This window comes from Rhodococcus sp. 06-470-2 (assembly GCF_002258235.1).
Taxonomy (GTDB): domain Bacteria; phylum Actinomycetota; class Actinomycetes; order Mycobacteriales; family Mycobacteriaceae; genus Rhodococcoides.
Map to the genome: position 1 here is coordinate 369,653 of NZ_NOYB01000041.1, position 18,514 is coordinate 388,166.

An 18,514-nucleotide genomic window follows, 5' to 3' on the forward strand; every position below is an offset into this window, starting at 1 on the left:
CGCTGCAGAAGTCTAACTCACGACTGCCTCGGAACGCGAAACGCCCTCGTCGGAGACGTTTTTCGGACCCATTCTCGGGGCCGGAGTCAGCGTGATGAGGGTGGCCTCGGGCCTGCAGCAGAACCGTGCAGGCGCGTACGGTGACGTGCCGATGCCCGCGGAGACGTGCAGTTGGGTGTGTGCGCCCCACTTGGACGGCCCCTTGACGCGCGAACGGTCGATCTCGCAGTTGGTCACCAGGGCACCGTAGAACGGCAGGCACAGCTGGCCGCCGTGGGTGTGACCGGCGAGGACGAGGTCGTAGCCATCCTGGGCGAACTTGTCCAGCACGCGTGGCTCCGGCGAATGGGTGATGCCCAGGCGCAGGTCTGCCAGCGGGTTCGGCTGGCCGGCGATGGTGTCGTAGCGGTCGCGCTTCAGATGCGGATCGTCGACGCCCGCCGACGCGATCCGCACCCCGGCAACCTCCAGTTCGCGGCGTACGTGCGTCACGTCCAGCCAACCCCGCTCGGAGAACGCGGCGCGCAGATCGCGCCAGGGCAACGAGTCGCCGGTGGTGCGCTTGTGATTCTTGTCGAAGTACTTGAACGGGTTCTTCGGCTTGGGCGCGAAGTAGTCGTTGCTGCCGAACACGAACAGACCCGGCCGGGCCAGCAGTGGCCCCAGCGCCTGTACGACGCTGGGCACTGCGCGCTGGTGCGAGAGGTTGTCTCCGGTGTTGACGACCAGATCGGGGTCGAGGCGGTCCAGCTCACGCAGCCAGTTCTGCTTCATCCGCTGGCCGGGCATCATGTGCAGATCGCTGATGTGCAGCACGCGCAGCGTCGCCGAACCCGGCTCGAGCACCGCCATGGACGTCTCGCGCAGCGTGAACGCATTGCGTTCGATGAGTGTGGCGTATCCGACCCCGAGCGCGGCGGCTCCTGCCGTCCCGATCACCGAACTCTTCAGCGGTGACGCCCTGACGGCATCTCGCGCCAGCTCTGCGGCAGAGCGCAGTTGTGTGGAGGCACTGCGCAGTTGCGTCGAGGTGCGGAGAAACGAGGGACTGAATTGTGCGGACACCTCATCCACGATACGGCAGCAACCGGATATGGACGTGCGAGCCGACGACTGCGCCGCGTAGCGTTTCCGCCATGTCCGAACTCAAGGCCCGCCTCCGTACCGACCTCACCGCAGCGATGAAGGCGAAGGACAAACTCCGCCTGGCAACGCTGCGCATGATTCTCGCCGCCATCCAGACCGAGGAGGTCTCCGGCAAGGAGGCCCACGACCTGACCGACGACGACGTTCTCAAAGTGCTTGCCAAGGAAGCGAAGAAGCGCGGCGAGTCGGCCGAGATCTACACGCAGAACGGCCGCGGCGAACTCGCTGCGAACGAGCGCGCCGAGGCGCAGATCATCGACGAGTACCTGCCCACGCCGTTGACCGACGAGGAACTGGCGAACATCGTCGACACCGCCATCGCGCAGGTCGCCGAGGATCTCGGGGAGCGACCGGCGATGAAGCAGATGGGTCAGGTCATGAAGATCGCGTCGGGACTCGCCGCGGGCAAGGCCGACGGATCGCGCCTGTCGAAGGCTGTCAAAGACCGCTTGTAGTGCGCTCGGCGCAGTGGTGCGGTTGCGCGCCCCCTGGGGCACATAACCGCACCACTGCCGTAGGCACTACCGAGGAACGGTGATACCGGGGATCGCCGGGATCTGGATTCCCGGCGGTAGGTCCGGAATCTGAATGTTCGGCAACGAGGGCGTCGGGGCGGGGGCAGGCCGAACCGAACCGTCACTGACGTAGATCGTGATGTTCGACCCGGGGACCGCCGAGCCCGACGGCGACGTCGACACCACGGTGCCGCGGGCCGCCTGGTCGGCCGTGGTGGCCACCGTCACCTGGAAGCCCGCACCCTGCAGGGTCGCGGTTGCCGACGACTGGCTCTGGCCGGTGACGTCGGGTACCTGGCCGTTGGCCGAGCCGCGGACGTACTTCTGGTCGACGGGTGGCAACGAGACGGGTCCGAAATTGTTGGCGATCGGGCTCATCGCGTCGAACCACGTCCTGGCCGGTTCGTTACCGCCGTACAGGTTTCCGGACCCGCAGGGCCGCAGCGGGAACGAGCAGATCTCGCTGGGTGTCGGAGAGTCGCCGTAGGTGTAGACGGCCGCGGCGTAGTTGTTGGTGAAGCCGAGGAAGCCGGACGACCGGTGCGACTCGGTGGTGCCGGTCTTGCCGGACATCGGCAACGTCCAGCCGACCGATCCTGCGGCGGATGCGGACGTGCCGCCTGCCTGGTCGTCCTTGCTCATCGCGTTGGCGAGAGTGTTGGCCAGTCCGGGCTCGACGACCTGCTCACATGCCTGCTGGGTGACGGGAACGGGCTTGCCCTCGCGATCGAAGACCGAGTCGATCGGGGTGGGCGGGCACCACTTGCCGCCGGAGGCCAGTGTGGCCGCAACGTTGGAGAGCTCGAGGGGGTTCACCCAGGTGGGTCCGAGGGTGAACGAGCCGAGGTTCTGGTCCTTCTGGAAATCGGCCATGGACTGGTCGGTTCCCGAGGAACCGGGGTTCGTGTACGAGCGCAGGCCGAGACGGACGGCCATGTCGACCGTCGGGGTGACCCCGACCGACTCGATCAGCTTGACGAACGCCGTGTTGGGGGACTGGGCCAAGGCGTCGGTGATGGAGAGGGCGGGCGGGTAGTTGCCGGCGTTCTCGACGCAGTACGTCGCTGCCGGGCAGTTCCGTGCTCCGCCGTCACCGACGCCCTTGACCTCGACACGACGCGGAACCTGCAGCGTTGCGCTGGTGCCGAGTCCGCGTTCCATCGCCGCGGCGGTGGTGAAGATCTTGAAGATCGAGCCCGCACCGTTGCCGATCAACGAGTACGGCTGCGGCTGGACGGTTTCGTCGGCATCGGCGTCGAGTCCGTAGGTGCGGCTGCTGCCCATCGCGAGGATGCGGTGTTGATCCTGTCCCGGTGCGACGACGTTCATCACCGTGGCGACACCGTCGAGCGATGGGCTGGTGTTGCCGACCAGGGCGGCCTTGGTGGAGTTCTGCACCGAGGGATCGAGCGTCGTGCGGATGAGGTATCCGCCCTTGTCGATCTGCTCCCGGCTGATGCCTGCGTCGGCGAGGTACTGCAGTGCGTAGTCGCAGAAGAATCCGCGGTCACCTGCTGCGATGCATCCGCGGGGCAGGGTCTGGGGGACCGGAAGTACACCGAGCGGCTCGGACTTGAGGGCGGCGAGCTCGTCGGCGCGTTCGGGGAGGTTCTGGATCATCGTGTCGAGCACGGTGTTCCGGCGCTCGATCACGCCCTCCTCGTTGGTGTACGGGTTGAGCGCCGAGCTGGACTGCACCATGCCCGCGAGCATCGCGGCCTGAACGGCGCTGAGCTGGCTGGCGTCGATGCCGAAGTAGGTCTGGGCCGCGTCCTGGATGCCGAAGGACGCGTTGCCGAACGGCACCAGATTGAGGTATCGGGTGAGGATCTCGTCCTTGGTCAGTTCCTTGTCGAGCGTCAACGCCATACGGATCTCGCGGATCTTGCGAGCGGGCGTCGTCTCGATGGCCGCGCGGCGCTCGGCGTCGGTCTTGGCCACCACGAGCAGCTGATAGTTCTTCACGTACTGCTGGTCGATGGTGGATGCGCCCTGCTCGACCTGCCCACTGGTGGTGTTGGTCAGGAACGCTCGGAGCGTGCCCTGCCAGTCCACACCCTGGTGCTCGGCGAAGCGGCGGTCCTCGATCGAGACGATGGCGAGCTTCATCTCGTTGGAGATCTGGTCGCTCGGCACCTCGAATCGACGCTGCTCGTACAGCCAGGCGATGGGCGTGCCGTTGACGTCCGTCATCGTCGAGACGGCAGGCACTGCGCCTTCCACCAACTCGGCCGAGACGTTGTCGACGGTATCGGCGGCGCGGTTGGAGGCGTACCCGAACCCGCCGGCCAAGGGGAACATCACGCCGGCGAGCAATGCACCGGCGAGTGCTGAACATCCGGCGAGCTTCGCCACGGTTTTTCCAACTGACACAGAGCACAGCGTACGTGGGTACCGCTCGGACCGGCAGAGGCCTGCATGCGCTGTGTGCTGCGCCCCTGCTCGGGACGGCCGTACCAGAAATGTGACCTCGCCGTCTTGCATTCGGGGCTCGCGTTACCTAAATTATGAACACGGTGTGATTCGCATAACACTTGATAATGAATGTGGGGCAGCTCCTAGAATTTGTGCTTCGACCGACGAGGTACAAACCGCTTCGAGCCTCCGGGACGTCCAGTGAGGACGTCCGCAACGCAAAGGGGTATCCGCATGCACACGACAACAGCGCCGACGCGACTCGATGTAGAAGAAGCCGAGGCACGCATCGCCTGGGTGTCGCACGCCCGTTGCAAGGGCACTGACCCGGACCAGCTCTTCGTCCGGGGTGCAGCGCAGCGCAAGGCCGCCACCATCTGCCGGCACTGCCCGGTACTGATGCAGTGCGGTGCGGATGCACTGGACAACCGCGTCGAGTTCGGTGTCTGGGGTGGCATGACCGAACGCCAACGCCGGGCGCTGCTCAAGCAGCACCCCGAGGTCGACTCCTGGTCCGAGTTCTTCGAGACCCAGCGTCAGCAGCAAGCAGCTATCTAGCCAATGCCGGGCACGGCTGATCCGGCCCGTGCGGGTCAGCCGATCTAGCCCTTGCGGGTCAGCTGATCGGCCACTGCGCGCAGCGCGGCGAGGTCGGAGACCTCGAACGGCAGCGACGGCACACCGACGATGGGCACCCGGGGGTGCGCACCGGTGAAGCGTCGAAGCAACCGCACCTCCCGCGCTGCCGTGACCGCGCGCTGGGCGTGGATTCGGAGGACTGCAGCGGTCAGGTCCGCGCCGGGGTCCTCGATTCGATCGAGCAGATCTGCGGCCGTCGCAGCGTGATCGGCCTGCACCGACGACAACGTCGGGTGCGTCCGGTTCACCACCAAGCCGGCCAGCGGCATCTTCTCCGCGGACAACCGCTCCACGAAGAACGCTGCCTCGCGAAGTGCATCCGGCTCTGCGGCAGCGACGACGAGGAAGCTGGTGCCGTCCTCGCGTAGCAACTGGTAGGTACGCGTCGCCCGCTCGCGGAAGCCACCGAACATCGAATCGAGCGACTGAACGAAAGCCGATGCGTCGGAAAGCATTTGGCTACCGATCACGGTGGACACGCCGCGCATGGCCAAGCTCATCGCGCTGGTGACCACGCGGGTGATGCCGCGACCCGGAGCGGTGAGCAGTCGGATGAAACGGCCGTCGAGGAACGAGCCAAGTCTCTGCGGCGCATCGAGGAAGTCCAGTGCGTTGCGCGACGGCGGAGTGTCCACCACGATCAGATCCCACGACGAGTCGAGGGACAGCTGCCCCAACTTCTCCATCGCCATGTACTCCTGCGTGCCCGAAAACGACGACGCCACAGTCTGATAGAACGGATTGGCCAACACCTGCTCGGCCTTCTCCGGCGTCGAGTGCTCGATGACCATCTCGTCGAACGTGCGTCGCATGTTCAGCATCATCGCGTGCAGTTCACCCTTGGCACCGGCACCCAACTTCACCGGCTGCGGGCTGTTGTCGAGATCGCCGAGACCAAGTGCCTGAGCCAGGCGGCGGGCCGGATCGATCGTCAGCACCACCACGCGCCTGCCCTGCTCGGCGGCGCGCAGCGCCATCGCTGCCGCGGTGGTCGTCTTGCCGACACCGCCCGCCCCACAGACGACGACGATTCGCGACGTGGGATCGGTCAGAATGCGGTCGACATCGAGTTCGGTTGCTACTGGTCGCGTCATCGGACACCCTGTTCTGCGAGCTTGGCGGCGAGCTCGTACAAGCCGCCGAGATCGACACCGTCGGCCAACATCGGCAGCGACATCCGCGCGACATCGAGTTCGTCGAGCGTGGTTGCGCTCTCCACCTGAGCCGAGAGCGTCGCCGCATGCTCGATCGATTCGGTGAGCAGCCCCGCGAAGTCCGCCTCGGACAACGTGATTCCGGTCTTGGCGAGACCGTCCTGAATGGCGACGGCATCGATCTCGCCCCCGGCGATGGCGTCGAGGGACTCGGCAGGCAGGTACGTCGGTTCGGTGCGATTGACGATCACCGTGCCGAGCCGAAGATCGGCCGCCTCCAGCTCGCGCACAGCGTCGGCGGTCTCCTGGACCGGCAGCGCCTCGAGCAGCGTCACCAGGTGCACGACGGTGTCGGCCGAGTGCAGCAACCGCACCACGCCCTCGCTCTGTGAACGAACCGGACCGCCCTTGGCGAGATCTGCCATGGCCTTGGTGACGTCCAGAAAGTTTCCGATGCGGCCGGTCGGCGGCGAGTCGACGACGACCTCGTCGTAGATGCGGTTGCCCTTCTTGTCGGTCCGCACCACACATTCCTTGACCTTGCCGGTGAGCAGCACATCGCGCAGACCGGGTGCGATGGTCGTCGCGAACTCGATGGCACCGATCTTGCGCATCGCGCGGCCGGCGAAGCCGAGGTTGTAGAACATCTCGAGGTATTCGAGGAACGCGGTCTCGATGTCGATCGCCAGTGCGTAGACCTCACCGCCGCCGTCCGCCGAGGCGACCCGCGTCTCCTGCGGCGGGAGCTGCGGCACGTCGAAGAGCTGCGCGATGCCCTGTCGGCCCTCGACCTCGACCAGCAACACCCGTCGACCGCCTGCCGCGAGCGCCAGCGCCAATGCGGCAGCGACCGTCGTCTTGCCGGTGCCACCCTTACCGGACACGAAATGCAGCCGCGCGGCATCTGCCTTCGCCGGCCATCCCTCTTCGTTCGCTATACCCACACCCCGACCATATAGAGGTCGTCCCCGGGCGTCCGACCGAAGTCTCTAACTCTGCCCCGAGTGTCGGCGGAGTCGGTCGACCAATTGCCGGGTGTAGCCGTCGAGATCCGGAACTGCGTCGGGACAGGCGACCATGGCAACCGTCACCACAGAGCCGATGCCGAAGATCCCGTGGTTGAGACACCGGCCGTCTTCGAGGAACGGAAAGCCCGCCGAGAAGCGCGAAACGGCACCGCACAGCTCGAGATTCGCGCGGCCACGGTCGACACTGACCACGGTTGTCTGAGCCCCGACGCGCGCCGGAGAGCCGTCGCGTTTTCGGAATCGACGTCCCTGGACGAATCGGACGATCGGCGCGGGCACCCGCTCGTCCGCTCGCGCGATGCGAAGCAGTGGCGCGGCCGTCACTCTGGCTCGTTCGACTGCGAGCGACCGAGTGATCAGCTCGGCCCGCTTCTCGAGATCGGGTTCGCCGACGTGGAGATCGACCGTTCCGACCACCGCGCGATTCGCTGCAGGCCACTCCGTATCGCGAGGCAGGGCCATCGGGACGAACGCCGACACGATGCCTCCGGTCTCGGACAGTGTCCCGTGACCGTCGCCGAGATACCGATCGAGGCACGGGCCGACGGCGCAGAGAGCGGACACCGTCAACGACGCGGCACCCACGCGGACCTCCGTCGCCTGCATCGGCACTATGCGGACGACTCGATACGGCCCCACGGCCCGGTTGATCGACGTGGCGGGCACCGCAGGCGGGAGGGGCGTCGTACCCCGGTAGGCGCGAATCGCGCGGCGGGCCTCCCATCGCGATCGAACGAGATCCACCGGTGCCCGGACCACCGCACCCAACACGCCGGCAACGGGGTTCTCCCGCTCGGGCTCGGTCTGCGGAGACGGTGCCGCGCCCGCCGAGGACTGTGCCTCGAACAGTGCGCGAACCATCTTCGAGACGCCGAGGCCATCGGTCAGGGCGTGTCCGACCTGCAATATCACCACCGTGACCGCTCCCTGCACCAGCGGAGCAGAACCGATTCCACGCACCACATGCACGTGCCAGGAGTGGTCTCTCAGATCGAGACGGGTGCGGAGCAGGTCGCCCATCAAGGCCTCGAAATCGGCCCAGGGAGCACCGCCGAGATCGTGGTCGGACATCCGTTCGGACACCGGGGACGTGTCGGGTACCCATCGCGGGTAGTCGAGGTTCAGCGGTGCCTCCCGAAGCCGTAGCCCCAGGCCGGGAACGAGGGGCACACGGGTCTCCATGTGCGCGACGACCTCCTCGAACGAGGGCGCGTCGCGATCGACCGAGTCGAACACCGTCAGGGAGAACTGGTCTCGAGAATCACCGAGGTCGCGCGCGAAGTGATAGATGGCGTCCTTGATATCGAGCCGATCCATGCGACGACTGTAGTTCCGGCACCGCGTGGGCGATAGGCTCGACAGTCATGAGCGAAAAGATCATCTGGGAGTACTTCACCGCACCGGTTCTGATTCATGCCACCAAGCAGATTCTCGACAACTACGGCTCCGAGGGCTGGGAGCTCGTCACGATCATGGCGGGACCCAACGGCGGCGACACGTTGGTCGCGTACTTCAAGCGTCCGAAGGCCTGAGCGCGTGGCGAACTGGAGCGAACGACTGTCCGAGCTGGGCATCGAGCTGCCCGACGTCGTCCCGCCGCTGGCCGCCTACGTCCCGGCGGTGCAGGTGGGCTCGCTCGTCCACACCTCCGGCCAGTTGCCGATCGTGGACGGAAACCTGACGTCCGTGGGCAAGGTCGGTGCCGACGTCACCGCTGAGGACGCCACCGCTGCGGCACGCATCTGTGCCCTGAACGCGCTCGCCGCCGTGCACGCGCTCGTCGGCATCGATTCGGTGGCCCGGGTGATCAAGGCGGTCGGGTTCGTCGCCTCCGCGCCGGGATTCACCGGTCAGCCCGGGGTGATCAACGGGGCGTCGAACGTCATCGGTGAGATCTTCGGCGATGCGGGCAAGCACGCGCGCTCGGCTGTGGGTGTCGCCGAACTGCCCCTCGGTGCTTCGGTGGAAGTGGAGCTCATCGTCGAACTGCGCTGACGCGCAGTGGTGTGTTTGTGTGCTCTCTGGGGCACTCGACCACGCCACTGCGGCTTAGCCGCACATGTCACTGGGGCGCAGCCGCACATGTCACTGGGGCGTAGCCGCACTGATCACCTTCTGTAGGTGCAGGCCTCGGTGTACCGAGCATTCGTGATCGACACCCTTGTCGACCGACTCGAGGAATTCGTCCAGCAGGACGGCGAAGCAGTCGGTCGACGAGGTCGATCGATCGGTGAGTGTCACGACTCCGTCGGTGCCGCTGAGTTCTATCCGCATCAGAGACGGCATGACCGGCGTCCGCAGGGACAACTGCACCGTGCTGCGGGCTCCGCCTTCGTGTTCGAGCAGCACCGTCCAACTGTCCGACGCCACCTCTCGGTGCGAGTAGGCAACGCGCGCAATGGTTCCCAGCGCTGCATCGAGCAGATCGAACACGTGTGGTCCGATGTCGAGGATTGCCCCGTCGTCGTGTCGCCACTGGGAGTTCGCGTACGCCCCGCCGAGGACGGCACCGGAAAACCAGGTTCCCGAGCCCGCGGCCCACGCGCGACCGGCGGCCGCGTCCAGGAATCGCCTTGTCTCCGGGGCGAATCGGAGGGTCAGCGTCACCATCGAGCGCACGCCCGCTGCCGTCACCGCCGAGGCCAGTTCCTCGGCCTCGGCCACTGTTGCGGCAATCGGCTTGTCCAGCAACACATGTTTGCCTGCCTGGACCGCGCGGAGCGCGTACCCGGCTTGCACGGACGGTGGTACCGCGAAGGCGACCGCGTCGACCGCGCCCAGCAGGGCTTCGAACGATTCGAAGACCGGTGCGCCCATCTCGGCCGCCGCCTCGGGCCGTCGGGCCCACACTCCGGCGAAGTCGACGGCGGGATGAGCGAGCAACGAGGGGGCTTGAGTCTTGCGAGCCCAGGGGCCCGCTCCGACGAGTCCGATCTTCATAGGTGTCGACGGTAGTCCGCATGGACACGAGCTGGGGTCGGCGACCTACAGTGTTTCAATGGCCGTTTCGAATCCCCAGCATCCCGCGTACGGACTACGCCGGCAGGTGACGCCGACCGCGTCGGTTCTGCTCGCCGACAACCCGGGCAAGATGACCCTCGACGGAACCAACACCTGGATTCTCCAGGCACCGGGGTCCGAGGAGTGCATCGTCGTCGATCCGGGGCCGAAGGACCGAGCCCACCTCGACGCCGTCGCCGCGTCGGGCACGGTGGTGCTGACCCTGGTGACCCATCGCCACGCCGATCACACCGGTGGGCTGAAGCGTTTTCACCGAAAGACGGCGGCTCCGGTGCGCGCGGTCGGGGAGAAGTTCCTGCACGGGGACGGCGCTGCTCTGGCCCACGGCGAGGTCATCGAGGCCGCGGGTCTTCGGATCGAGGTTCTGCACACGCCGGGTCACACCGCGGATTCGGTGAGTTTCGTGCTCGACGACGCGGTCCTGACGGGAGATACCGTCCTCGGCCGCGGCACCACGGTGCTCGACCCGAAGGACGGCTCGCTCGCGGATTATCTGCAGTCGTTGGACCGGCTCGAAGCTGCCGGTGCGGGAAAGACCGTGCTTCCCGGTCACGGGCCGGAGTTGCCGGACACCGCCGAGGTGGCGCGGGCGTATCGCGCGCACCGTCGGCAGCGGCTGGATCAGGTTCGCTCGGCGCTCGCCGAACTAGGCGAGAACGCGAAACCGATGCAGGTGGTACGCCACGTCTATGCGGACGTGGACAAGAAGTTGTGGCCTGCTGCGCGGATGTCGGTCAAGACGCAGCTGGCCTACCTCCGCGAGAGCTAGCGAGCTCGGCGTGCCAGACGCTCGGAGTCCGAGATCAGCACGGACTTGCCTTCGAGGCGCAGCCATCCGCGGTGTGCGAAGTCGGCCAGTGCCTTGTTGACCGTCTCGCGAGAGGCACCGACGAGCTGAGCGATCTCTTCCTGCGTCAGGTCGTGGGTGACGCGCAGCGAGCCCGCTTCCTGGGTGCCGAAGCGCTGGGCCAGCTGCAGCAGCGCCTTCGCGACGCGTCCGGGAACGTCGGTGAAGATGAGGTCGGCCAGGTTGTTGTTGGTGCGACGCAACCGGCGGGCCAGCACGCGCAGCAACTGCTCGGCGATCTCGGGGCGCTGATCGATCCAGTCCTTGAGCGCAGCTCGATCCATGCTGACCGCGCGCACCTCGGTGACCGTGGTGGCCGAGGACGTACGGGGGCCGGGGTCGAAGATCGACAGCTCGCCGAACATGTCCGACGGTCCCATGATCGTCAGGAGGTTCTCGCGACCGTCGGGGGAGCGTCGCCCGAGCTTGATCTTGCCGGAGACGATGATGTAGAGCCGGTCTCCGGGCTCACCCTCGTTGAACACGACGTGTCCGCGGGGGAAATCGACAGGCTGCAGCTGCTTCGTCAGTGCCGCAACCGCAGAGGGTTCGACTCCTTGGAAGATGCCGGCCCGTGCCAGGACGTCGTCCACTTGCGCTCCTTTTGGGATGTCGGTGACGCGGCAACCCGCACCATCGAAAGCGTTTGTACACAGTTCGTGCCATGCACCGAACTGCGGTGCAGTTCAGGCGTCGACGCCGACCAGATGATCAAACACAACAATTACCTCAGGGGAGTCTACTTCGAGTCGGTGGAAACCGAGTGATCGACGCCACCACAGGTTGCCAGAGGTCTCGGGTGTGTGCTCCCGTTCACCTGAAATTCATCGAAATTACGACCAATGGGACGAAACGTGCGCTCAGCTGGCTCGTTGGTCGACCATGCCGTCGCGCGTGTCGACGGTCCGCGGCGGGGTCTGGCGGCGTTTGCGGGTGTTGAATCGGGCCAGTGCGTGCGGGAAGCCCTCGTTCGCCAGAGTGGCGACCTCGGATGTGCTCGCCTGATCGAGGAACTCCTGTACTTCCTGCTCTCGGACGCCGAGCTTGCTGAGCCGGAACTCGACGCGTTCCATCGCGAGTGCGAAGAGCATGAGTAGTACCGGAAAGAGCACCACGGCGAGTCCTTGCATACCGGCCAGTTAACACCGAAAAGGTCTCGATACAAACACAGCCCACTGCTGCCGCGAGGAACGTTACGCATTCTTGTCCGTACAGTTGTGGAGTGGATTCGACAGCTCCGAAACGCCCCGACGTGCGCAAACGCGAGGAGACGCACCTCGGGCTCGTGCGCCGAGCTCGGCGGATGAACCGGACGTTGAACACTGCCTTCCCACACGTGTACTGCGAACTGGACTTCACCACGCCCCTCGAACTCGCCGTCGCGACCATCCTGTCCGCGCAGTGCACCGACAAACGCGTCAACATGGTGACACCGGCACTGTTCGTGAGATACCGCACAGCCCGCGATTACGCGGAGGCCGACCGCACCGAACTCGAGGAGTACATCCGCACCACTGGCTTCTATCGCAACAAGGCCACCTCGCTGATCGGGCTCGGGCAGAAGTTGCTCGAGAACTTCGACGGTGAAGTGCCGGCGACCTTGAAGGACCTCGTCACGCTTCCCGGGATCGGCCGCAAGACGGCCAACGTGGTTCTCGGCAATGCCTTCGATGTTCCGGGAATCACCGTCGACACCCATTTCGGACGGCTCGTCCGACGCTGGCAGTGGACCGACGAGCAGGATCCGGTCAAGGTCGAGCACGCCGTCGGCGCACTCATCGAACGCAAGGAGTGGACGCTGCTCTCGCATCGAGTCATCTTTCACGGCCGGCGCGTCTGCCATGCCCGCACGCCTGCCTGCGGGGTGTGCGTTCTCGCCAAGGACTGCCCGTCGTTCGGGGCAGGTCCCACCGACCCTGCGACGGCGGCTGCGTTGGTGAAGGGCCCGGAAACCGATCACCTCCTCGCCCTCGCCGGAATCGTGCCGTGAACAAATCTGCTCTGCGGTGGTCACTGGTCGCTCTGATCCTGGTGGTCGGGATGGTCTACGCGCTGTGGCCTCGCAACGACGTGCCGACCGCAGGACCACTGGACTCACCCGGCCTCGGGCAGCGAGCTCCCAGCACGGACGAGCGTCGCGCAGCCGACACCCCGGAGGCGCTGGCACCCCTGCGTCAGGAGGCCGGTCTCGCCGCGTGCCCGACGGCCTCGGGCGACGCCGCGGGCCCGTTGACCGGTATCACCCTCGAATGCATCGGCGACGGATCGTACGTCGACCTCGGTCGGGCACTCGCGGGCCGACCGGCCCTGCTCAACATCTGGGCGTATTGGTGCGGCCCCTGTGCCGAAGAGCTGCCCTACCTGCAGCAGTACGCCGAACGGGCGGGCGAGAAGGTCGAGGTTCTGACGGTCCACAACGACGCCAACGAGGCCAACGGTCTGACCCGGCTCGCCGACTACGGCATCACTCTGCCCGGAGTTCAGGACGGCGGCGGCCGCGTCGTCGCCGCCGTGGGAGCGCCCAACGTGCTGCCCGTTTCCGTTTTGATATCTGCGGATGGCACTGTCGCCAAGGTGCTGCCACAACCCTTCCGGAGCGTCGACGACATCGCCGACGCCGTCCGCGTGAACCTCGGAGTCGACTCGTGACCGCACCCGACTGGCTCGGGCGAATGATCGACGTCGCAGGCAGGGCGGGCGGACTCACCGACACCACCGGCACCAACCCCGTGCTGCAGCGTCAAGCGCCGCCGTCCGACCGGCCGCGGTCCGCCGCCGTGCTGGTGCTGTTCGGCGGCACACCCGTCGCCGATCCCGGTGCGCCCGGCGGACTGCCTGCCGACGCCGACGTCCTGCTGACCCAGCGTGCATCGACACTGCGAGATCACAGCGGGCAGATCGCCTTTCCCGGCGGAGCCACCGACCCGGGCGACGACGGCCCGATCGGCACGGCACTGCGGGAGGCGCAGGAAGAGACCGGGCTCGACCCGGCAGGCGTCGTCCCGTTGGCGACGATGCCAGGAATCTACGTTCCGCCCTCGCGCTTCGACGTGGTTCCTGTGCTCTCGTACTGGGAGCGGCCGACCCCGGTTCGCGTCGTCGATCCCGGCGAGACCGAGAGAGTGGTGCGAGTTCCGTTGCGCGAGTTGCTCGATCCGAACAACAGATTCCAGGTACGCCACCCTGCGGGATACCAGGGTCCCGCGTTCGCTGTGCAGGGCATGCTGGTGTGGGGCTTCACGGGCGGTATCCTGGCGGGTCTGCTGGCTGTATCGGGCTGGGAGCCCGAGTGGGACACGGGGGACATACGCGATCTGGAGGCCAGCTTGACTGCGGTAGGAGCGAGGCTCGATCGGTGACAGGTTCAGGGTGGGTCGATATCGCGGTGGTTGCCATCGCACTGCTGGCGGCGACGTCGGGATGGCGGCAGGGGGCGGTGGCGTCGGCGCTGGCGTTTCTCGGTGTCGTGCTCGGGGCCGTCGCCGGCATTCTGGTGGCACCGCACGTGCTCGAACACGTCGACGGTTCGCGGACGCGGGTGTTCGTCGGAATTGCGCTGATCGTGGTGTTGGTGATCGTCGGTGAGGTGGCCGGCATGGTTCTCGGTCGGGCATTGCGCAGCGGAATCCATTCGCGCGCAGCACGATCGGTCGACAGCACCATCGGTGCCGGGTTGCAGGCCGCAGCCGTTCTCGCGGCCGCGTGGCTGCTCGCCATTCCGCTGACGTCGTCCTCGCAGCCCGAGGTCGCCAGCGCTGTACGCGGCTCGACGGTTCTGGGCAAAGTCGACGAGGTGGCACCCGACTGGTTACGTCAGGTGCCCAAGGAATTCTCGGCGCTACTCGATACGTCCGGGCTTCCCGACGTCATCGGACCGTTCGGACGCACTCCGGTCGCGAACGTCGCCGCACCCGATTCCGGGATCGCAGCGGGACCGATTCCGGTGCAACTGCAATCGAGCGTCATCAAGATCAACGGCATCGCGCCGAGCTGCCAGAAGGCGTTGGAAGGTTCGGGTTTCGTCGTCGGATCGGATCTGGTGATGACCAATGCGCACGTCGTCGCAGGCACGTCCGAGGTGACGGTCGATTCGCCCAACGGACCGCTCGACGCCGACGTCGTGTTGTTCGACCCGGAAGAAGACGTTGCCGTGCTTCGGGTTTCGGAGCTCGCGGCCCCGGTGTTGCCGTTCGCGCCGGCGCCTGCCGAATCCGGAACCGACGCCATCGTGCTCGGCTACCCCGGGGGCGGGCCGTACACGGCGAGTCCGGCGCGCATCCGCGAGATCATCAACCTCAGCGGACCGGACATCTACCGCACCGGCACCGTCCAACGCGAGGTCTACACCGTCCGCGGATCGGTGCGGCAGGGCAATTCCGGTGGACCGCTGGTCAACTCGTCCGGTGAGGTACTCGGTGTGGTGTTCGGCGCGGCGGTCGACGACCCCGACACCGGATTCGTGCTGACCGCGTCGGAGATCGCGGACGAGCTCGCGCAGAGTTTCGATGCCCCGGTGCCGGTGGGCACGGGCGACTGCATCGTCTAGCGCTCGCGCACGACCCGCAGGATCTCCTCCGACACCACGTCGGGGGATTCCTGGTGCACGTAATGCCCCACGTCTCGCACTGTTCGACGCGTCAGCCCCGGAGCCCAGTGTCGATCTCTGTCGAGGGTGGTGGGCAGGACGTACGGGTCCAGGTCGCCGCTGATCTGCGCGACGCGAATCGAGGTGCGGACGTCCACGGCGTCCATGAAGCGGCGGCCGTCGGAACGGAACTGACTGCGGAACGCCCAGCGCTGATATTCCAGTGCGCAGTGCGCAGCCCCCGGAATACGGATGGCCGACCGCATCTTGGCCGTGGTGTCCGCGAAATCCGCGGTGCGCTGCCACGCGTTCCCGGCGCGGCTGCTCATCAGTTCTTCCACCGCGACACCGCCTCGACGCGTCAGCAGTCTCTCGGGGCGCAGCGGAACCTGGTAGCGAACGAAGTGTGGCAGCAGGGCGGCGCGTTGGGCTGAGTCCTTCAACACGGAGCGACGCAGAGAGATGGGATGCGGCGCGTTGACGAGCACCATCGAGTTCACCAGGCGGGGGTGCAGCGCTGCACTGGCCCAGCAGACGAGACCGCCGTCGGCGTGGCCGACGAAGGTGGCGTTCGGGTAACCGAGTGCTCGAACCAGGCCGACGATGTCGCCCGCCAGGGTCCACCCGTCGTAGCCGCGTGGAGGCTTGTCGGAGTCACCGTATCCGCGCAGGTCGACGGCAATGGCGCGAACCCCCGACCGCGACAGTGCCTCGAGTTGGTGTCGCCAGGAGTACCAGAAGTCGGCGAAGCCGTGCAGCAGAACCACCAATGGTGCGTCCGGTGCGTGTTCGCCGACCTCGACGACATGGAACCGAATTCCGTTGGCGTGGATGTCGCGGTGAATCCACTGTCCCGGATATCGGACCGTGGACGGATCGGGCTGATTCATACTGCTCGACTCGCCGGGCTACTACTTCTTGTAGCCGGGAACTCCGGGGATGGAATCGTGCTGGTTCGGCAGCACCGTCGACGCCTGCTTGAGCGAGTCGATGGTCTTCTCGGGCTTGCGCAACTTCTTGACCCTGCGGTATCCGAGGAATCCGAACAGCGCCGCCGCCAACACCATGACGGCGAACACGATCAGGAATGCGGCCCAGCGGTAGAGCCACACGTCCAGCAGTTCGGCGGCGAAGAAGAAGAAGAAGAACGAGCTGAACAGCAACACTGTCAACGCGATGATGAAGAAGACGCTGCCCTGCAGTCCCTTCTTGACCTCGCCGGTGACCTCGGCCTTGGCGAGGGCGACTTCGGCGCGTACGAGCGTCGAGACCTGAGTGGTGGCGTCCTTGACGAGGTTTCCGATGCTGGCGCTACCAGGGGTGCGGGCATCGACATCGGTCAGAGGTATCGACGAAATCGTGTTCGGGACGCCGTTGCCGTATCCCTTGTCATTGCTGACGCTCAACTCTCGACCCCTTGTAATTGCTCTGCTCGGTGTTGTGCGGAAGATCGTATCGACAGTAGTGCCTAGATAGCAGATTAACTGTTTCCCGCTAGTCGAGCGACGCTCGGCTGTCGTGGCCGGGTACCTCCGCGTCCGCGAGGGCAAACACGACAATGTTGCACGAACCGGCAACGAACAGCCCCGGGGCGTGAAATTCTCAGGTGTTCATCAGGTAATTTGCAGGGAACTTCCCCCTTCAGGAGCATTCGTGAGTTCAGCACACGCCGTCACCGCCGACGGCGCCATTCCCGCACCCCAGGTGCCGCGGTCGCGCATCGTGATCGCCTCGATGGTCGGCACGTCCATCGAGTTCTTCGACTTCTACATCTATGCCACCGCCGCAGTGCTCGTCTTCCCGCGTCTGTTCTTCCCCGCGGGCAACGACACCACCGCTCTGCTGGCGTCGTTCGCGACCTTCGGCCTGGCGTTCATCGCGCGGCCCGTCGGGTCGATTCTGTTCGGCCACTTCGGCGATCGCATCGGACGCAAGGCGACGCTCGTCGGCTCCCTGCTGACGATGGGTGTCGCGACGTTCGCGATCGGACTGTTGCCGACGTACGCCGCGGTCGGCCTGTGGGCTCCGGCTCTGCTGGCGATCATGCGCTTCACCCAGGGCGTCGGTCTCGGCGGGGAGTGGAGCGGTGCAGCGTTGCTGGCCACCGAAACCGCCAAGCCGGGCAAGCGAGCGTGGGCGGCGATGTACCCGCAGCTGGGCGCGCCGATCGGCTTCTTCTTCGCCAACGGCATCTTCCTGCTCATCGTCATCGCGACGGGCTACGACTCCGTGAACTCGGGCACCGATCACGCGTTCCTCACGTGGGGTTGGCGAATCCCGTTCCTGCTCAGCGCCGTCATGGTCATCATCGGCCTGTACGTGCGGCTCAAGCTGGAGGAGACGCCGGTGTTCAAGCTGGCCGTCGAGCGTGGCCAGAAGGTCAAGACCCCGCTGGCGCAGGTGTTCAAGAGCAGTTGGCGTCAGCTGATCATCGGAACGTTCGTCATGCTCGCCACCTACACGCTGTTCTACATCATGACCACGTGGGTGGTCAGCTACGGAACGGGCAAGGTGGCCGACGTCAACGGCCCCAAGCTGGCCATCCCGTACACCGACTTCCTCGAGCTTCAGCTGATCGCGGTGCTGTTCTTCGCGGCGCTGATTCCGGTGGCCGGACTGCTGGCCGACAAGTACGGCCGTCGCCCCACGCTGATCGTCATCACGTCGGCGATCGTGCTGTTCGGTCTGTCGTTCCACTGGTTCGCAGATCCGGCGTCCGCCTCGGCAGGCAAGATGCTGGTGTTCATGTGCGTCGGCCTCGGGCTGATGGGCCTGACCTTCGGACCGATGAGTGCCGTTCTACCGGAACTGTTTCCGACGAACGTTCGGTACACGGGCTCGGGAATCTCGTACAACACCGCGTCGATCCTCGGTGCCGCAGTGGCACCGTTCATCGCCACCTGGCTGGTGAGCAGCTACGGCGTCGGCTGGGTGGGCGTGTACCTCGCCATCGCCGCGGCGTTGACGCTGATCTCGCTGATCATCATGAAGGAAACACGAGATCAGTCGCTCGACAGCGTGTAGAGCGGCTGCGCCGCACGTGAGCGGAAATTCGTAGCAGGGGTCGTGTTGAGTCCGGAGACATATGAGACACGAGATGTCCAGGGACATGTGACACACGGGCTGTGGTGATACTGCGGGGCACTGTGACCGGCTATGGAGTA

The 18,514-nt window shown here is 66.0% G+C and carries 20 protein-coding genes; 10 read left to right on the top strand and 10 right to left on the bottom strand.

The annotated features are described in order from the left end of the window. Window positions 1-12: 12 nt before the first annotated feature. Window positions 13-981 (bottom strand): metallophosphoesterase, encoded by a 969-nt coding sequence (locus CH276_RS25095; protein ID WP_032395561.1) that lies wholly within the window; start codon window positions 979-981, stop codon window positions 13-15. A gap of 155 nt (window positions 982-1,136) precedes the next feature. On the opposite strand from CH276_RS25095, the gene CH276_RS25100 reads away from it, so the two are divergent. Then, on the top strand, window positions 1,137-1,601 hold the full coding sequence (locus CH276_RS25100; protein WP_032395267.1) for a GatB/YqeY domain-containing protein: 465 nt from the start codon (window positions 1,137-1,139) through the stop codon (window positions 1,599-1,601). Window positions 1,602-1,667: 66 nt separating this feature from the next. Here the strand turns inward: CH276_RS25100 and CH276_RS25105 are convergent, their stop codons facing one another. Continuing rightward, on the bottom strand, window positions 1,668-4,016 hold the full coding sequence (locus CH276_RS25105; RefSeq protein WP_032395266.1) for a penicillin-binding protein: 2,349 nt from the start codon (window positions 4,014-4,016) through the stop codon (window positions 1,668-1,670). A gap of 294 nt (window positions 4,017-4,310) precedes the next feature. Here CH276_RS25105 and CH276_RS25110 point away from each other — a divergent pair, with 294 nt between their 5' ends. After that, window positions 4,311-4,634 carry a WhiB family transcriptional regulator gene (locus CH276_RS25110; protein WP_008712729.1) on the top strand — a complete coding sequence of 108 codons (324 nt, stop codon included), beginning with the start codon at window positions 4,311-4,313 and terminating at the stop codon, window positions 4,632-4,634. Between the two features lie 44 nt (window positions 4,635-4,678). Here CH276_RS25110 and CH276_RS25115 read toward each other — a convergent pair whose 3' ends face one another. The 3 genes from CH276_RS25115 to CH276_RS25125 are packed head-to-tail and all read right to left on the bottom strand — an operon-like array spanning window position 4,679 to window position 8,214. Then, window positions 4,679-5,809, bottom strand: a complete 1,131-nt coding sequence (locus CH276_RS25115; protein WP_094628504.1) for an ArsA family ATPase — start codon at window positions 5,807-5,809, stop codon at window positions 4,679-4,681. Then, window positions 5,806-6,813, bottom strand: coding sequence for an ArsA family ATPase (locus tag CH276_RS25120; RefSeq protein ID WP_094628506.1), 1,008 nt, complete (start codon window positions 6,811-6,813; stop codon window positions 5,806-5,808). Before CH276_RS25120 ends, CH276_RS25115 begins: the two co-directional genes overlap by 4 nt. 45 nt (window positions 6,814-6,858) lie before the next feature. After that, window positions 6,859-8,214, bottom strand: coding sequence for a wax ester/triacylglycerol synthase domain-containing protein (locus tag CH276_RS25125; protein ID WP_094628508.1), 1,356 nt, complete (start codon window positions 8,212-8,214; stop codon window positions 6,859-6,861). A 47-nt stretch (window positions 8,215-8,261) separates the two neighbouring features. On the opposite strand from CH276_RS25125, the gene CH276_RS25130 reads away from it, so the two are divergent. Together CH276_RS25130 and CH276_RS25135 are read left to right on the top strand one after the other, a co-directional pair. Further along, the gene (locus CH276_RS25130) at window positions 8,262-8,429 is read left to right on the top strand and encodes a DUF4177 domain-containing protein (protein ID WP_094609297.1); all 168 of its coding nucleotides are present in this window, start codon (window positions 8,262-8,264) and stop codon (window positions 8,427-8,429) included. Window positions 8,430-8,433: 4 nt separating this feature from the next. Further along, a complete protein-coding gene (locus tag CH276_RS25135) occupies window positions 8,434-8,892 on the top strand; it encodes a RidA family protein (protein WP_032395261.1) in 459 nt (152 codons plus the stop codon). A 90-nt stretch (window positions 8,893-8,982) separates the two neighbouring features. On the opposite strand, the gene CH276_RS25140 is transcribed toward CH276_RS25135, so the two are convergent. Next, a complete protein-coding gene (locus CH276_RS25140; protein WP_094628510.1) occupies window positions 8,983-9,837 on the bottom strand; it encodes a Gfo/Idh/MocA family protein in 855 nt (284 codons plus the stop codon). Between the two features lie 58 nt (window positions 9,838-9,895). Between CH276_RS25140 and CH276_RS25145 the strand changes: the two genes are divergently transcribed. Further along, complete coding sequence (locus CH276_RS25145) at window positions 9,896-10,687, top strand: MBL fold metallo-hydrolase (RefSeq protein ID WP_032395259.1); 792 nt, start codon at window positions 9,896-9,898, stop codon at window positions 10,685-10,687. On the opposite strand, the gene CH276_RS25150 is transcribed toward CH276_RS25145, so the two are convergent. Further along, window positions 10,684-11,358 carry a Crp/Fnr family transcriptional regulator gene (locus tag CH276_RS25150; RefSeq protein ID WP_027494494.1) on the bottom strand — a complete coding sequence of 225 codons (675 nt, stop codon included), beginning with the start codon at window positions 11,356-11,358 and terminating at the stop codon, window positions 10,684-10,686. The genes CH276_RS25145 and CH276_RS25150 overlap by 4 nt on opposite strands. 267 nt (window positions 11,359-11,625) lie before the next feature. After that, a complete protein-coding gene (locus tag CH276_RS25155) occupies window positions 11,626-11,895 on the bottom strand; it encodes a hypothetical protein (RefSeq protein WP_032395258.1) in 270 nt (89 codons plus the stop codon). Window positions 11,896-12,068: 173 nt separating this feature from the next. On the opposite strand from CH276_RS25155, the gene nth reads away from it, so the two are divergent. From nth to marP, 4 genes are read left to right on the top strand one after another with little or no spacing between them, the layout of a single operon-like run. Next, window positions 12,069-12,755: an endonuclease III gene (gene nth, locus CH276_RS25160; RefSeq protein WP_254923836.1), complete on the top strand. Its 687-nt coding sequence runs from the start codon at window positions 12,069-12,071 to the stop codon at window positions 12,753-12,755. 50 nt (window positions 12,756-12,805) lie between these two features. Next, on the top strand, window positions 12,806-13,414 hold the full coding sequence (locus tag CH276_RS25165; protein WP_176459440.1) for a TlpA family protein disulfide reductase: 609 nt from the start codon (window positions 12,806-12,808) through the stop codon (window positions 13,412-13,414). Window positions 13,415-13,437: 23 nt separating this feature from the next. Next, window positions 13,438-14,124 carry an NUDIX hydrolase gene (locus tag CH276_RS25170; RefSeq protein WP_032395560.1) on the top strand — a complete coding sequence of 229 codons (687 nt, stop codon included), beginning with the start codon at window positions 13,438-13,440 and terminating at the stop codon, window positions 14,122-14,124. Continuing rightward, window positions 14,121-15,311 carry an acid resistance serine protease MarP gene (marP, locus tag CH276_RS25175; protein WP_094628516.1) on the top strand — a complete coding sequence of 397 codons (1,191 nt, stop codon included), beginning with the start codon at window positions 14,121-14,123 and terminating at the stop codon, window positions 15,309-15,311. Before CH276_RS25170 ends, marP begins: the two co-directional genes overlap by 4 nt. On the opposite strand, the gene CH276_RS25180 is transcribed toward marP, so the two are convergent. Together CH276_RS25180 and CH276_RS25185 are read right to left on the bottom strand one after the other, a co-directional pair. Next, the gene (locus tag CH276_RS25180; RefSeq protein ID WP_094628518.1) at window positions 15,308-16,240 is read right to left on the bottom strand and encodes an alpha/beta fold hydrolase; all 933 of its coding nucleotides are present in this window, start codon (window positions 16,238-16,240) and stop codon (window positions 15,308-15,310) included. The two genes, marP and CH276_RS25180, sit on opposite strands and share 4 nt — an antisense overlap. A gap of 21 nt (window positions 16,241-16,261) precedes the next feature. Then, on the bottom strand, window positions 16,262-16,756 hold the full coding sequence (locus CH276_RS25185; protein WP_032395253.1) for a phage holin family protein: 495 nt from the start codon (window positions 16,754-16,756) through the stop codon (window positions 16,262-16,264). A gap of 247 nt (window positions 16,757-17,003) precedes the next feature. Between CH276_RS25185 and CH276_RS25190 the strand changes: the two genes are divergently transcribed. Further along, complete coding sequence (locus CH276_RS25190) at window positions 17,004-18,374, top strand: MFS transporter (protein ID WP_176459427.1); 1,371 nt, start codon at window positions 17,004-17,006, stop codon at window positions 18,372-18,374. Window positions 18,375-18,514: the final 140 nt, after the last annotated feature.